The organism is Marinobacter salinus (genome assembly GCF_001854125.1).
Taxonomy (GTDB): Bacteria; Pseudomonadota; Gammaproteobacteria; order Pseudomonadales; family Oleiphilaceae; genus Marinobacter; species Marinobacter salinus.
In genome coordinates this window covers 921,297-935,540 of the sequence record NZ_CP017715.1, presented here as the reverse complement: position 1 = coordinate 935,540, position 14,244 = coordinate 921,297, and the positions used below count along the sequence as shown (strand labels likewise).

Here is a 14,244-nt window from a genome sequence, read left to right as displayed (position 1 = left end):
TAAACTGGCGTCATCATGCCGGTATCATATTACGCAGAGCCAGGCGGATCAGGGTTTGGCTGGACATCCCCTCTTCCGCAATCTTGTTGATCGCCCTCGCCGCCTCTTGTGGCTTGTAGCCCAATGCGATAAGAGCCTCCTCCGCTTCCTCTCGGGCATCAGGACTACGAACCGGGACTGCCGAGAGAGCCGCTGCGGACCCGGCGCTCTCAGGAGATGCCGGTACAAACTGCCCTTCAAGTTGCCCTATCCGATCTGCCATTTCAATAAGCAGGCGTTCAGCGGTCTTTTTGCCAACGCCGGGAAGTTTAACCAGAGCATTCGCATCACGGGCCTCAACACAACGGATGAACTGGTGGGCATCAAGACCCGAGAGGATCCCCACGGCCAGTTTTGGACCCACGCCATTCACCTTGATGAGCAAACGAAACAAATCCCTGTCCAGACGCGACGCAAAGCCGTAGAGGCTCTGGGCATCCTCACGCACCGCAAAATGGGTATGGAGAACGACCTCCTCTCCAATCTCGGGAAGGTGGAAAAAGGTGGTGTAGGGAATGTCGATTTCGTAACCAGGCCCGGAGCATTCCACCAGAACATGACCAGGCGCTTTTTCTATCAAAATGCCTCGGATACGACCTATCAAGGGAATCTCCTGTTGCTCCTGAGAGCGAATTATTGTTGTCGCACTCGCCCGCTACGCACCTTTCCGCCACCACCTGCCACACGGAGAATGCTCTGGCTCATGTGGGCATGGCACAAGGCAATGGCGAGTGCATCGGCAGCATCCGCCTGGGGCTTGCGGGAGAGAGCCAGCAGCACCTGCACCATGTGCTGGACCTGGGCCTTATCTGCACCGCCCTTACCCACGACCGCCTGTTTGACCTGCCGCGCCGAGTACTCATGAACAGCGAGCCCGCTGTTGGCAGCACTGACAATGGCGGCGCCCCTTGCCTGACCGAGCTTCAGCGCAGAGTCCGGATTTCGCGCCATGAATACCTGCTCAATGGCAAATTCTTCCGGGCGGAACTCACCTATGAGCGTAGCCAGACTCTGAAAAATCGCCTGCAGCCGCTCAGCCATGGGCTTTTCGCCCACCCTGATGCAGCCACTGTCAATGTACTCGATCGTACGACCTTCCGCCCGGATAATCCCGAAACCGGTGATTCTCGACCCGGGGTCAACGCCCAGAATGATCGCCAAATCGATACCCCTGTCGCTTCAGTACGATTCCATGATTGCGCCGGTGCACCTGAGTGGTCACCGGCGCATCAGAATTTACTCGCTTTTCTGCCCCTCGTTCTCCGCCTTGTTACCTTCAAGCGCTTTGGCCGATTTTCGCAGGCGGATATGCAGTTCACGCAGCTGCTTCTCATCCACCTCGCCGGGCGCCTGGGTCATCAGGCAGGTTGCACTCTGGGTTTTCGGGAAAGCGATCACATCACGAATGGACGTGGCCCCTGTCATCAGCATAACCAGACGATCAAGACCGAAGGCCAGGCCACCGTGCGGCGGGCAACCGAACTTCAGTGCATCCAGCAGGAAGCCAAATTTGGCACGGGATTCTTCCTCGCCAATGCCGAGAATACCGAATACCGCTTCCTGCATCTTCTCATCATGGATACGGATCGAACCACCGCCGAGCTCGGTTCCGTTGAGTACCATGTCATACGCACGGGACAGAGCAGTAGCCGGGTTTGCCGCCAGCTCTTCGGCACTGCAGGAAGGTGCAGTGAACGGATGGTGGATCGCGGTCAGGCCACCGTCAGGCAACTCCTCGAACATCGGGAAATCCACAACCCATAAAGGGGCCCACTCGCAAGTCAGCATGCCCAGGTCATGACCAACCTTGATACGCAGTGCACCCAGAGCCTCGTTAACCACCGTGGTTTTATCTGCACCGAAGAACACGATATCACCGTCTTCAGCACCAACGCGTTCCATGATGGCCTGAGCTACGTCGGCACCGAGGAACTTGATAATCGGCGACTGCAGACCGTCAACACCCTTGGACAGATCGTTTACCTTGATGTAGGCCAGACCTTTGGCGCCATAGATGCCCACAAACTTGGTGTACTCATCGATTTGCTTACGGGTCAGCTCCCCACCCTTCGGCACGCGCAATGCAGCAACACGACCTTTCGGGTCCTTGGCCGGCCCTGCAAATACCTTGAAATCAACGCTTTCAACCAGGTCCGCCACATCAATCAGCTCAAGCGGGATGCGCAGGTCTGGCTTGTCGCTGCCAAAGCGCTGCATCGCCTCCGAGTGCGGCATACGCGGGAATGTCGGCAGTTCGACGTCCAACACATCCTTGAACAGGGAACGAATCATGTCTTCGTTCAGCCCCATCAGGGTCTCTTCGTCAATAAACGATGCCTCGATATCCACCTGAGTAAACTCGGGCTGGCGATCGGCCCGCAGGTCTTCATCACGGAAACACTTGGCAATCTGGTAGTAGCGGTCTACGCCAGACACCATCAATAGCTGCTTGAACAGTTGGGGGGACTGGGGCAGCGCGAAGAAGGAGCCTTCGTGAGTCCGGCTTGGAACCAGGTAGTCACGGGCACCTTCGGGAGTTGCACGGGTCAGGATCGGAGTTTCCACATCCATAAAGCCGTTGCTGTCCAGGTAGTTACGGATGTAACTGGTCACACGGGAACGGAACCGGAGGCGATTGATCATTTCCGGGCGACGCAGATCGACGAAGCGGTAGCGCAGACGCACATCCTCGCCCACGTCGACATGCTCATCCAGAGGGAACGGTGGCGTTGCGGCCGCGTTCAGGATACTCACTTCCTTACCCAGGAGCTCAACCTGGCCGGTCGGCATGTTGTTGTTCTCGGTGCCTGCGGGACGGCGACGCACCCGGCCGGTTACCTTGACAACAAACTCACTACGGACCTTCTCTGCAAGAGCAAAGCTTTCCGGGGTGTCAGGATCGACAACCACCTGGGAAATACCATCCCTATCCCGCAGATCAAGGAAAATAACACCCCCATGGTCACGGCGGCGGTGTACCCATCCGCAGAGTGTGACTTCCTGATCAATGTGGGATTCATTGATCCCACCGCAATAATGACTGCGCATACCGGTTCCCGTTGTTTCTGATGTGTGCGTAATGTCTGGCCAAGCATGTGACGCTTATTTGCTACTCAAATCTGGCCCGCAAAAATTTCGTCGCGACCTTACTGGAAAAGCCGCCCATTATAAACACAATGTCGCGGAAAATCAGGCGTGATTCTCGGTGACTCTCCGGGCTGGATGACTCCCTGCCCACAGATCGCTAGAATGCTCGGTTCATGCAGTATAGGGAGCCGCACTTTGTCGTCCAGAGCCGAGCAAAAACTCCGAACTCGTCGTGCCCTGATGGATGCCGCACTGGCACAACTGAGCGCTGATCGTGGCTTTGGAAGTCTCAGTCTTCGGGAAGTTGCACGGGAAGCGGGAATTGCGCCCACCTCGTTCTATCGTCATTTTTCCGAACTCGACGAATTGGGTCTTGCCCTCGTTGATGAGGGCGGTGTCGCGCTGCGCCAGCTGATGCGTCACGCGAGAAAGCGGATCGCCCGTGATGGCAGCGCCATTTCCACGTCGGTGGAAACATTCATGGAGTACCTCGGCAATAACGCGAACCTGTTCCGTCTGATGCTCCGGGAGCGAACCGGCGTGTCCAAGCCCTTCCGGACGGCAATCAAAGCCGAGATTGATCATTTTGCAACCGAGCTGGCCGATGACCTTCACAGAGTTGCCGAGGAGCGGGGGAAACCACTTTCCGACGCCCGACTTGTCGCCGAAGCGATGGTGACACTGGTTTTCAATCAGGGCGCCGAAGCTCTGGACACAACAGCGAAAGAACGAGAGGAGTTAAAGATCAAGCTGAAAACAGAGCTTCGGATGATTCTTATGGGGGCACAGACCATGGCCAGGCGCGCATCCAGAAAGTAACTCATACCGCAGCCTGACCAGACCTCATGTAAGCAGCGACAGCACAGGTTCAAGCTTACGCCTCATACCGACAAGCTCGTCATCCGTGTAGGGCACAGGGCTTTGCTTGCCCCACACCGGCCCCGGCCAGGCAGGATCCCCCTCAAAACGAACAATATGATGCAAATGGAGCTGAGGCACCATGTTGCCGAGCGCAGCCACGTTCATCTTGTCGCCCGAAAACTGCGCCATCATACCGCGACTCAAAGTGGAAGATTCTTCCATCAACCGCTGTTGCTGCTCACCGGTCAGCTCGTAGATCTCCCGGATGCCTGCAAACGCAGGCACCAGAAGCACCCACGGCCAGGTACGATCATTCATCAACCGGATTTCGCATAATCGGCTCCGGCCGAGACTGATCGTGTCCGCCGCCAGCCGCTCGTGGAGCTGAAACTCCGGTTTCTCCATCATGGTTACTCCGAATGGAACTGATTTCTGCCGCGGCCGATCGCGTAGTAAATCAGCCCATAACGATCCAGCATCTCAGGCTCGTAAAGATTCCGACCATCAAACACGACCGGCTCCTTCAAAGCAGACGCAATCATATCAAAGTCCGGAGAACGGAACTCCTTCCACTCGGTGCAAATCACCAGAACATCCGCGCCCTTGAGAGCCTGCTCCTTGGTGCCGCAGAGCGTCAGGCCGGCCTGATCACCGTAAATGCGCTGGGTTTCTTCCATCGCTTCAGGATCGAAAGCCTGGACTACAGAACCCGCTTTCCAGAGGTCCTCCATCAGTCTGCGCGAAGAGGCCTCACGCATATCATCTGTATTAGGTTTGAACGCAAGCCCCCATAACGCCACAACCTTACCCTTAAGGTTCCCCATGAAGTAATGACTGATCTTGTCAAAAAGCACGTGCTTCTGGGCATCATTTACGGCTTCTACAGCATTCAGTAACGGGGCATCGTAGTCGCAATCCCTCGCCGTCCGCGCCAGCGCCTGAACATCTTTCGGGAAACAGGAGCCTCCGTAGCCGCAACCCGGATAAATAAAATGATACCCAATGCGCGGGTCGGACCCGATGCCACGACGAACTGCTTCAATGTCCGCACCAAGGCGCTCCGACAGGTTTGCGATTTCGTTCATGAAGCTGATTTTGGTCGCCAGCATGGAATTGGCAGCGTACTTGGTGAGTTCCGCAGACCGGACATCCATAAAAATCATCCGATCATGGGAACGGTTGAACGGGTAATACACCTCCCTCAGAAGTTCGGCCGCCTTTTCACTGTCGGTACCCACAACAATCCGGTCCGGCTTCATGAAGTCATTGATCGCCGCACCTTCCTTCAGAAACTCAGGGTTCGATACCACATCAAACTCCAGCTCAAGGCCACGACGGTCAAGCTGGGCACGGACAGCCGCCTTTACCTTGTCCCCTGTCCCCACAGGCACAGTCGATTTGTCGACTACTACCTTGTATTCATCCATGTACTGGCCGATGGATTTCGCAACGGCAGTCACATACTGCAGGTCGGCCGACCCATCTTCATCCGGAGGCGTCCCCACGGCAATAAACTGAAGTATGCCGTGGCCCACCGCTTCTTCGGTATCGGTTGTGAATGACAGCCGCCCTGCTTCTACCGTGTGCCTGACGATGTTGTCGAGACCCGGCTCGTAAATCGGAATCTGTCCGTTTTTCAGCTTTTCAATTTTGTGTTGGTCAACATCCATGCACAGCACATGGTGACCCACATCGGCAAGACATGCACCGGTTACGAGGCCCACGTAACCGGTACCAAAAATCGTTATTTTCATCCGTTAAATCCCGATCAGAAAGAAAAGACTAAAACTCAGTTTGCGTTGGCAGTTTTCTTTTTCTGCCAGATTTCTTCCCAGGCAAGCGCCGTCCCGACAATGGTGTCCAGATCATCAAAATCCGGTTTCCAACCGAGTGTTGCCCGGATTCGCGAATTGTCCGCCATCAGCGCCGCCGGATCCCCGGCCCTGCGCCCGGTTTCAGTCACCGGGAACTCTCGACCGGAGTGTTTTTTAACCACGTCAATCACTTCCCGGACAGTAAAGCCACGGCCATACCCACAATTCAGAACCCGGGAATCGCCGCCACGCGCCATGTAATCCAGCGCCATGACATGAGCCTTTGCCAGATCTTCCACGTGAATGTAGTCACGAACACAGGTACCGTCCCGGGTCTCATAGTCGGTGCCAAACACGCTCATGCCCTCACGCTGACCTGTGGCGCACTCGCAGGCAACCTTGATCAGGTGCGTTGCTTCCGGCGTAGCCTGCCCCAGCAGTCCCTCCGGGCTGGCGCCTGCGACGTTGAAGTAACGAAGTATGACGTAATTGAGCTCCGATGCCGCGGCAAGATCCATGATCATCCGCTCACTCATCATTTTGGAGGCGCCGTAAGGATTGATAGGCGCGAGCGGGAGCTCTTCGGTTAACACGGTTTGCTCTGGCATCCCGTAAACCGCCGCCGTTGAAGAAAATACCATGAAAGGAACGCGATATTTTTCAATAGCTTTAAGCAGATTCAAGGTATTGCGGGTATTGTTACTGTAGTACTTGAGAGGATTCTCAACCGATTCCGGCACGACGATGTTGGCAGCGAAATGAAGCACAGCCTCAAACTCATGTTTTGAAAACAGCCCCTCGATCGCGGCTTCATCCGCCAGGTCGCCGACAATCAGTTCGCCCGCTGTGACTGCCCAGCGATATCCGGTTGAAAGGTTGTCAAAGACAACAATATCGTGACCCGCCTGCGCGAGCTGGCGAACAACGTGGCTGCCAATATACCCGGCACCGCCGGTAACAAGTACTTTCATGACCGAAGTCTACTCCTTCCCTGATAGTTGCTTCCGCTGACGCCGGATCTGTTCACGGCGCTGACTGAAAAAATCACTTATTATCTGGCTGCATTGATCCTGGAGAAGGCCTGAAACAGCGGTCACTTCCCAGTTAAGGTATGGCTCATCTAGCGTTCTCCGGGCCGACTCCACAGCGCCCGCTTTTGGCTCGGGAGCACCGTAAACCAACCGGCTTATACGGCCGTGGATAATGGCTCCGACGCACATGGTACAGGGCTCAAGCGTTACATAAAGCGTCGCCCCGGACAAACGGTAATTACCCACGCGCGCGGCCGCGTCTCTGAGTGCCCGGATTTCAGCGTGGGCTGTTGGATCACAGCCGGTAATGGGGGCATTGAAACCGGCACCGACCTCGCGCCCGTCAAGAACCACCACTGCCCCAACCGGCACTTCTCCGATACTGGCTGCCTGGGCCGCCAACGCCAGCGCCCGGCCCATCCAGTGTTCATCTGTAGCCTTAGAAAGATGTGTCGTGGACTCACCAGCCATACCGGAAACCCGTTAAAAAACGGAACTATAACAAGTGAGATGTCATATCGTCACGGAATAACCATTGGCCGCGCCTGAGGTTTGACAAATTTCAATGCCCGAATCCAAAAGCGATGTCAGTGTTCAGCCAGTGATTGACAATGAAAGTCCCGAGCAACACCGAGGCGCTACCCGATGACTCAAACCGAACCAACAAACGCGGCGGAAACCGGGAAGGCCTTCCGCATAAAAGATTGTGCTTTGGTTGTTCTGGCCACCGGAAAAAAAGCGAGAATGTTGCAGGAGTTCCGCAGTGAGCTGGCCAATATAGATACGGCAAGCATCTACCACCATTTTTGGGGCGGATTACTTCAGCCGCGCTTTGAAGAGCGTGAATATAACAACGACTTCGCCGCCTGGGTCAGGCACGGCATTCACGACGCGGTACTTGCAGAACGACTTTCAGCTTTGGCGCCCACAAGCTTTCCTGACCTTGATACCCTCCGGCAGGAAATTAAGGAGCTTGTCGATACCCGACTGGACGAAGTTGAATACTTGTTATGGGCCCGCGCCACCCAGCAATTTGAATTCGTCCGTTCCCAAATCGTCGTATTCAATACCGAAAAACAATTGCAGGAACCGCACGAACTTCTGCCCGCCATAAAAGACATGTCCATAAGCAGTGTTTTTTACCATTTTATTGATGCCCGGCGACGGACCTCTGATGGTCGTGACGACTTCAGTGACTGGCTGATGGTCTTTGGCGACGAATTCACTCCACTGCAAGAAAAACTCGCGGGCATCGATCCCTACTTTGGTTCGCTAAGCGAGTTACGGGATCAGCTTGCAAGTGTGTTCACCTCATACTTTCAGAGGGAATCACAATGAGTCTATTAGAAGCCTATGCGGACGTTGTCGGGCCAGATGTTATTGCCCATCTGCGGCAACTCGCCCGCCCCCTGGCCGGCGCGAAAGTTGTACATGTCAATTCAACCCGTGTTGGCGGTGGCGTTGCAGAGATCCTGACCAAACTGATTCCGTTGACCCGTGAGCTGGGCATTGATGCTCACTGGGAAGTCATATCCGGAGAGGAGCAGTTCTTCGAGTGCACCAAGGGCTTTCACAATACCCTGCAAGGTAACCGCACTCCGATAAGTAACAACCTGCTCAATGTCTTTGAAAAAACCAATGAACGTAATGCTGAAACGTTAAGGCCCACCCTTGAGGATGCGGATTTCGTGTTCATCCACGATCCGCAACCAGCGCCACTCCTCAGGTATTGCCCTGACCGCAAAGGTAAATGGATATGGCGCTGCCATATCGACGCAAGCCACCCTTACCGGCCAGTCTGGAAATATCTACGGAATTTCGTCGCCCCATACGATGCCAGCATCTTTTCTTTGGCAGCGTTCGCCCAGGAATTACCGCACCCGCAGTACCTTATACCGCCGAGTATCGACCCGCTGAGCGAGAAAAACATAGAGCTGGAGCCGCAATATATACAGAGCATTTTAGACCGTTATCAACTCGATCCACAGCGCCCCCTGTTGGCTCAGGTCTCACGTTTTGATCGGTTCAAGGATCCGCTTGGTGTCATCCAGGCCTATCAGCTGGCGAAGCAATTCCTGCCTTCGATTCAGTTGGTACTCGCTGGCGGCGGCGCGTCGGATGACCCGGAAGGGAGCGCGGTTCTCAGCGAGGTGCAAGCGGCCGCCCAAGGTGACCCGGACATCCATGTTCTGTTACTGCCCTCAGATGCCAATCTTGAGATCAACGCATTGCAGCGCTCCGCCGACATCGTTCTGCAAAAATCGATCCGTGAAGGATTTGGCTTGACCGTCACCGAAGCGATGTGGAAAGGAAAGCCCGTTATCGGAGGTGATGTCGGTGGCATTCGACTTCAGGTCATCAATCACCACACGGGTTTTTTGGCGAACACACCGGAAGGTGCCGCCCTGAGAATCCGGTACCTTTTGCACCAGCCTCAAAAAATTCAGGCAATGGGTGAAAAAGCGCAGTCGTTTGTTCGCGACAACTTTCTTATAACGCGCCATCTGCGGGAATATCTGACGCTAATGGCCGCCCTGTTTTATGGCTCCAGGGACCGCATAGAACTTATCTGAAAAGCATCATCTTTTAATGAGTGAGACTACGCAGCAGTCACATTACATGCCATTTGGCGCTGAACTCCGGAAAGATGGACGCGTCCGGTTCCAACTCTGGGCGCCGTCCGCACAGCGGGTCGAGGTGTGTCTGAACGCTCCTGCTACGGGTAGCGAACGCGTCCCGGACCTGCGGGAGGCAGTCTTGGTGCCAATGGAGGCCAAACCCGGGGGCTGGTTCAGCAGCATCACCGAGCTGGCCCGTGTCGGCAGTCTTTATTACTTTCGCATTGATGGCGACGTTTTGGTGCCAGACCCTGCCTCGCGTTTTCAACCCGGCGATGTGCACGGGCCCAGCGAGGTGGTGGATCCGGGCACCTGGTCATGGCGAAACGCAAGCTGGTGCGGTCGCCCATGGGAGGAGGCCATCATCTATGAGCTGCACGTTGGCTGCTTTACCAGGGAAGGCAACTTTGCGGCGGCGATGGACAAACTCGACTATCTGGCAGAACTAGGCATCACCGCGATCGAATTGATGCCGGTGGCGGACTTCCCCGGTTCCCGTAACTGGGGCTATGACGCTGTCCACCTCTTCGCTCCCGACAGCCAGTATGGACGCCCCGACGACCTGAAAGCGCTCATCGATGCCGCTCATGGGCGCGGCCTGATGGTTTATCTCGATGTGGTTTACAACCATTTCGGGCCTGAGGGCAACTACCTTATGCATTATGCGCCCCAGTTTTTCTCTGATCGACATGAGACTCCCTGGGGCGCGGGCATCAATTTCGACGGTAATGACAGCGAGCCGGTGCGGCAGTTTTTCATCCACAATGCGCTGTTCTGGCTGCAAGAATACAATCTCGACGGGTTACGCCTGGATGCTGTTCACACCATAACGGACGATTCGACGCCGGACATTCTTACTGATCTGGCACAGCGAGTTCGCAGCCATTTTGGTGACACCCGACATATTCATTTGATCCTTGAGAATGATCACAACGCAGCGCATTTCCTGCCCCGCGACAGGAACGCAAGACCACAACTTTACAACGCTCAGTGGAACGACGATTTCCACCACGTCCTGCACCTGCTGCTAACAGGTGAGTCGACGGGCTACTACATGGATTACACCCATGAGCCAGTTCAGCTTCTGGGAAGATGCCTGACCGAGGGGTTTACCTATCAGGGAGAGCCTTCGGCTTATCGCGAGAAGCGCCGCAGAGGCGAACCCAGCGGCCATTTACCCGCCACCGCCTTTGTCTCATTTCTGCAAAACCATGACCAGGTAGGCAACCGGGCTTTCGGCGAACGCATAGCTTCGCTGGCCAGTCCGGAGCAGCTCAGGGCAGCGACGGTCCTGCTCCGGCTTGCCCCCTCAGTGCCTCTGTTATTCATGGGTGAAGAGTGGGGCTGCATTCAGCCATTCACCTTTTTCTGTGACTTCGGGCCGGAGTTGGCGGAAAGCGTCATTAACGGTCGTCAGCAGGAGTTCGCTGGATTTCCACAATTCAGTGACCCCGAATCACGAGAATGCATACCCAACCCGATGGCTCCGGAAACCTTCACACAGTCTGTACTCGACTGGACCACCTGTGACCTGAAGGAGCATACATACTGGCTGACGCTAAATCGGGAACTTAACGCCCTTCGACAACGAGAACTGATACCCCGGCTTGGTAAAATGGCCGGCCATCAGAAACCCTCCCTGAAACTCGGCGATCGAGCTCTGGCAGCACGCTGGGTATTGGGCGACGGCTCCGAGCTTTTCCTCATCGCCAACCTTGATAGCAAAGGCATTGCAGGCATCAAATGGCCACCGGGCGAGGTCCTTTACGCCACTCACACACCGCTGATCGGGAAACACGGCGACGTGGAGCTACCCCCCTGGTCAGTAGCCTGGTTACTGAAGGCCGGGAGCACCTCTGCATGAGAGCGCCTGTAGCACCCTCTGCAACCTATCGCCTGCAGTTCAATCGTGACTTCACCTTCGCCGCTGCCACCAAAATCATCCCTTATCTCCACCTCCTCGGCATCAGCCACATTTACGCTTCACCGTTTCTGAAAGCACGGGCCGGCAGCCCTCATGGCTACGACATAGTCGATCACAATGCTCTGGACCCGGAGCTCGGAGACGAAGCCAGTTTCGCCACCTACGTCCAGGCGTTGCAGGAACATGGAATGAGCCAGATTCTGGATATCGTTCCGAACCACATGGGCGTCGGAGGTGACGATAACGCCTGGTGGCTCGATGTTCTGGAAAACGGCGAGTCTTCTGCCTACGCCCGGTATTTCGACATTGACTGGCACCCTGCCAATCCTGCTCTGCGCAACAAGGTCCTGCTGCCCTTTTTGGGTGATCACTATGGCGCCACCCTTGAGCAAGGCGAGTTGACGCTTGTATTGAATGCTGACGAGGGCACCTTTGGCGTACGCTATTACGAGCACCTGTTTCCGGTTGACCCTCGCAGCTACCCGCAAATCCTCAGCTTTGGAATCGAGCTGCTAGAGCACCAACTGAGCAGAGATCCTCAGGTTTTCAGTTCGTTTACAGCGCTTATTGCCGATTGCCATGCTCTGCCACGGCGGACGGAGCTAGCCAGTACCCGGCGAACAAAACGGACCAGGGGCATTGCGGCGTGCAAAGGTCATCTAACCGAACTATACCGCCATTACCCCGAAATCCGGGCGCATATAAACAGGAACCTCAGACACTTCAACGGCACTTTGGGCCAACCAGAAAGCTTCGACCCGCTTGACCGCTTGCTGGAGAAGCAGGCGTATCGACTGGCGTACTGGCAGGTGGCATCAGACGAGATCAATTACCGTCGCTTTTTTGATATCAATGAACTGGCGGGCATCCGAATCGAAGACGACGACGTGTTTAGCGCCACTCATCGCCTTGTCCAGAGGCTTATCGATAATGGTGAGATCAGCGGTTTACGCATTGACCACCCGGATGGTTTGTCTGACCCCTTCAAATACTATGGCGACCTTCAGGCCATGATCGCCAGCACGCTGGACGCCAAGGTGCAAGAGCCGACGGAAGCCAACTATTATGTGCTGGTAGAAAAGGTACTCACCTACCCGGAACACCTGCCTGTTGAATGGCCAGTTTCCGGCACCACAGGATACGAAGCCGCCCACCTCCTCAACGGCTTGCTGATCTGTCCGGATTCAGAGCATGCGCTTAGCCGATTCTACCGACAGTTCACGGGCCAGAGTGACGACTTCAGCGAGTTGTTATACAAGCGGAAAAAACTCATCATTCACGGCGCGCTGGCGAGTGACCTGACTTCCCTCGCCAAGCTGGCCAGCAGCATTGCGCAGACTGACCGTCACACCCGCGACTTCACCTACCAGGCCCTGCGTGCAGCCACCGCGGAGATCGCTGCCTGCTTTCCGGTCTATCGGACGTACATCACCCGGGAGCGAAGCTCCGAGACAGATTATCATTACATCCGTCAGGCCATCACTCAGGCCAAGAAGCGCAGTCCTGCAAATGACATACAGATCTTCGATTTTCTGGAAGAGTTAATAACCCTTGGCGAGGTCAACAGGTATAGCCCGAGAATAAGGCAGGAAGTGGTAAGGTTCGCCCTGCGTTTTCAGCAGTACACGGCTCCGGTTATGGCCAAGGGCCTGGAGGACACCGCACTCTATAGTTACAACCGGTTGGTTTCGATGAATGACGTTGGTTTTGACCCGCGAGCATTCGGTGTGTCCGTCGACACATTCCACCAGGAAAACCAGCGCCGTTTGTCGGCATGGCCTCAATCGATGGTCACGACATCCACCCATGACAGCAAGCGCAGCGAGGATGTCCGTACCCGCATCAACATCCTCTCCGAATTGCCCCGTGAATGGCGCCAGCACGTGTCTCGCTGGAGTCGAATGAATCGCCACAAGAAACGCCTCGTCAATGATATCCCAATGCCCTCCCGCAATGATGAGTATCTGCTCTATCAGATTCTGCTGGGCGCCTGGCCACCGGGAACAACACCCGAGTCTGACCTGGCGGGAATCAGAGGCCGTATCGAAGCTTACATGCTCAAGGCTGTCAGAGAAGCCAAGGTCTTCACCTCCTGGATCAATCCGAACCCTGAATACGAAAGTGCCATGCAATTGTTTGTGCGCGCATTGCTGGACAACTCAAGGAACAATGAGTTTCTAAAGGATTTTATTCCCTTTCAACAACGTTTGGGATGGTTCGGTTTGCTCAGCAGCCTGTCACAAACGCTGCTTAAACTCACGATCCCTGGCGTTCCGGACATCTATCAGGGCAATGACCTCTGTGCTTTCAATCTCGTTGACCCCGACAATCGAGCCCCTGTCGATTTTCATCGTCGGCAGCGAGCACTGCAGGCGCTAACAACCGAATATCGGAACAACTCAGACCCTCGGGCCCTTTTGCAGGATTTACTGACCCAAATCGAAGATGGACGAGCCAAGCTGTTTCTTACATGGCGGACACTGACCTTGCGGCGCCAGCAATACTCCCTGTTCATTGAGGGTGAGTATTTTGAACTGAAAACCCGGGGGCACAGAGCTAACCACATCTGTGCTTTCGGCCGGCGCCTCGGAGATAAAGAGGTTATAGTTGCGGTTCCACGCTGGTTCGCGAGGCTGACTGACGGAAACGACAGCATGCCACTTGGCAGTCCTACGTGGGATGATACGTGGATTGAGGCTGGGGGAGATGCCAGCACAGGCAGTTTCCACAATGTGCTTACTGATGAGGTTCCGCAGGTCTCCCGGAACGACAATGGCCTCTGGTTCAGGGCTGCAGATCTTTTCCGATATTTCCCCGTTGCCTTACTCACCAGAAATTGTGCGCCACTCTGACTGGCCCAATGCCGGACC

The 14,244-nt window shown here is 55.4% G+C and carries 12 protein-coding genes; 5 read left to right on the top strand and 7 right to left on the bottom strand.

Features of this window, described 5'->3' with window-relative positions:
- Positions 1 to 13: 13 nt before the first annotated feature.
- From ruvA to aspS, 3 genes are all read right to left on the bottom strand, one after another.
- The gene (gene ruvA, locus BKP64_RS04305; RefSeq protein WP_070966467.1) at positions 14 to 643 is read right to left on the bottom strand and encodes a Holliday junction branch migration protein RuvA; all 630 of its coding nucleotides are present in this window, start codon (positions 641 to 643) and stop codon (positions 14 to 16) included.
- A 29-nt stretch (positions 644 to 672) separates the two neighbouring features.
- Complete coding sequence (gene ruvC, locus BKP64_RS04300) at positions 673 to 1,200, bottom strand: crossover junction endodeoxyribonuclease RuvC (RefSeq protein ID WP_070966466.1); 528 nt, start codon at positions 1,198 to 1,200, stop codon at positions 673 to 675.
- A gap of 75 nt (positions 1,201 to 1,275) precedes the next feature.
- On the bottom strand, positions 1,276 to 3,087 hold the full coding sequence (aspS, locus tag BKP64_RS04295) for an aspartate--tRNA ligase (RefSeq protein WP_070966464.1): 1,812 nt from the start codon (positions 3,085 to 3,087) through the stop codon (positions 1,276 to 1,278).
- Between the two features lie 234 nt (positions 3,088 to 3,321).
- On the opposite strand from aspS, the gene fabR reads away from it, so the two are divergent.
- Entirely contained in the window at positions 3,322 to 3,945 is a 624-nt protein-coding gene (gene fabR / locus BKP64_RS04290; RefSeq protein ID WP_070966462.1) for an HTH-type transcriptional repressor FabR, read from the top strand.
- A gap of 24 nt (positions 3,946 to 3,969) precedes the next feature.
- Here fabR and BKP64_RS04285 read toward each other — a convergent pair whose 3' ends face one another.
- The 4 genes from BKP64_RS04285 to tadA are packed head-to-tail and all read right to left on the bottom strand — an operon-like array spanning position 3,970 to position 7,303.
- Positions 3,970 to 4,392 (bottom strand): HIT domain-containing protein, encoded by a 423-nt coding sequence (locus tag BKP64_RS04285; protein ID WP_083329282.1) that lies wholly within the window; start codon positions 4,390 to 4,392, stop codon positions 3,970 to 3,972.
- A 5-nt stretch (positions 4,393 to 4,397) separates the two neighbouring features.
- On the bottom strand, positions 4,398 to 5,741 hold the full coding sequence (locus BKP64_RS04280; protein ID WP_070966458.1) for a UDP-glucose dehydrogenase family protein: 1,344 nt from the start codon (positions 5,739 to 5,741) through the stop codon (positions 4,398 to 4,400).
- A 35-nt stretch (positions 5,742 to 5,776) separates the two neighbouring features.
- On the bottom strand, positions 5,777 to 6,772 hold the full coding sequence (galE, locus tag BKP64_RS04275) for a UDP-glucose 4-epimerase GalE (protein WP_070966456.1): 996 nt from the start codon (positions 6,770 to 6,772) through the stop codon (positions 5,777 to 5,779).
- 9 nt (positions 6,773 to 6,781) lie between these two features.
- Positions 6,782 to 7,303: a tRNA adenosine(34) deaminase TadA gene (gene tadA, locus BKP64_RS04270; protein WP_070966453.1), complete on the bottom strand. Its 522-nt coding sequence runs from the start codon at positions 7,301 to 7,303 to the stop codon at positions 6,782 to 6,784.
- Between the two features lie 174 nt (positions 7,304 to 7,477).
- On the opposite strand from tadA, the gene BKP64_RS04265 reads away from it, so the two are divergent.
- Genes BKP64_RS04265 through treY form a run of 4 tightly spaced genes read left to right on the top strand, consistent with a single transcriptional unit; the run spans position 7,478 to position 14,226 of the window.
- On the top strand, positions 7,478 to 8,170 hold the full coding sequence (locus BKP64_RS04265; RefSeq protein ID WP_070966452.1) for a DUF5752 family protein: 693 nt from the start codon (positions 7,478 to 7,480) through the stop codon (positions 8,168 to 8,170).
- On the top strand, positions 8,167 to 9,405 hold the full coding sequence (locus tag BKP64_RS04260) for a glycosyltransferase (RefSeq protein ID WP_070966450.1): 1,239 nt from the start codon (positions 8,167 to 8,169) through the stop codon (positions 9,403 to 9,405). Before BKP64_RS04265 ends, BKP64_RS04260 begins: the two co-directional genes overlap by 4 nt.
- A gap of 16 nt (positions 9,406 to 9,421) precedes the next feature.
- A complete protein-coding gene (gene treZ / locus BKP64_RS04255) occupies positions 9,422 to 11,314 on the top strand; it encodes a malto-oligosyltrehalose trehalohydrolase (protein WP_070966448.1) in 1,893 nt (630 codons plus the stop codon).
- The gene (gene treY, locus BKP64_RS04250; RefSeq protein WP_083329140.1) at positions 11,311 to 14,226 is read left to right on the top strand and encodes a malto-oligosyltrehalose synthase; all 2,916 of its coding nucleotides are present in this window, start codon (positions 11,311 to 11,313) and stop codon (positions 14,224 to 14,226) included. Before treZ ends, treY begins: the two co-directional genes overlap by 4 nt.
- The last annotated feature ends 18 nt before the right edge of the window (positions 14,227 to 14,244 follow it).

Excerpts from the sequence above, each read along its gene's own strand:
- aspS (WP_070966464.1), bottom strand. The coding sequence starts at position 3,087 with ATGCGCAGTCATTATTGCGGTGGGATCAATGAATCCCACATTGATCAG.
- BKP64_RS04285 (WP_083329282.1), bottom strand. The coding sequence starts at position 4,392 with ATGGAGAAACCGGAGTTTCAGCTCCACGAGCGGCTGGCGGCGGACACG.
- BKP64_RS04280 (WP_070966458.1), bottom strand. The coding sequence starts at position 5,741 with ATGAAAATAACGATTTTTGGTACCGGTTACGTGGGCCTCGTAACCGGT.
- galE (WP_070966456.1), bottom strand. The coding sequence starts at position 6,772 with ATGAAAGTACTTGTTACCGGCGGTGCCGGGTATATTGGCAGCCACGTT.
- tadA (WP_070966453.1), bottom strand. The coding sequence starts at position 7,303 with ATGGCTGGTGAGTCCACGACACATCTTTCTAAGGCTACAGATGAACAC.
- BKP64_RS04265 (WP_070966452.1), top strand. The coding sequence starts at position 7,478 with ATGACTCAAACCGAACCAACAAACGCGGCGGAAACCGGGAAGGCCTTC.
- BKP64_RS04260 (WP_070966450.1), top strand. The coding sequence starts at position 8,167 with ATGAGTCTATTAGAAGCCTATGCGGACGTTGTCGGGCCAGATGTTATT.
- treZ (WP_070966448.1), top strand. The coding sequence starts at position 9,422 with ATGAGTGAGACTACGCAGCAGTCACATTACATGCCATTTGGCGCTGAA.
- treY (WP_083329140.1), top strand. The coding sequence starts at position 11,311 with ATGAGAGCGCCTGTAGCACCCTCTGCAACCTATCGCCTGCAGTTCAAT.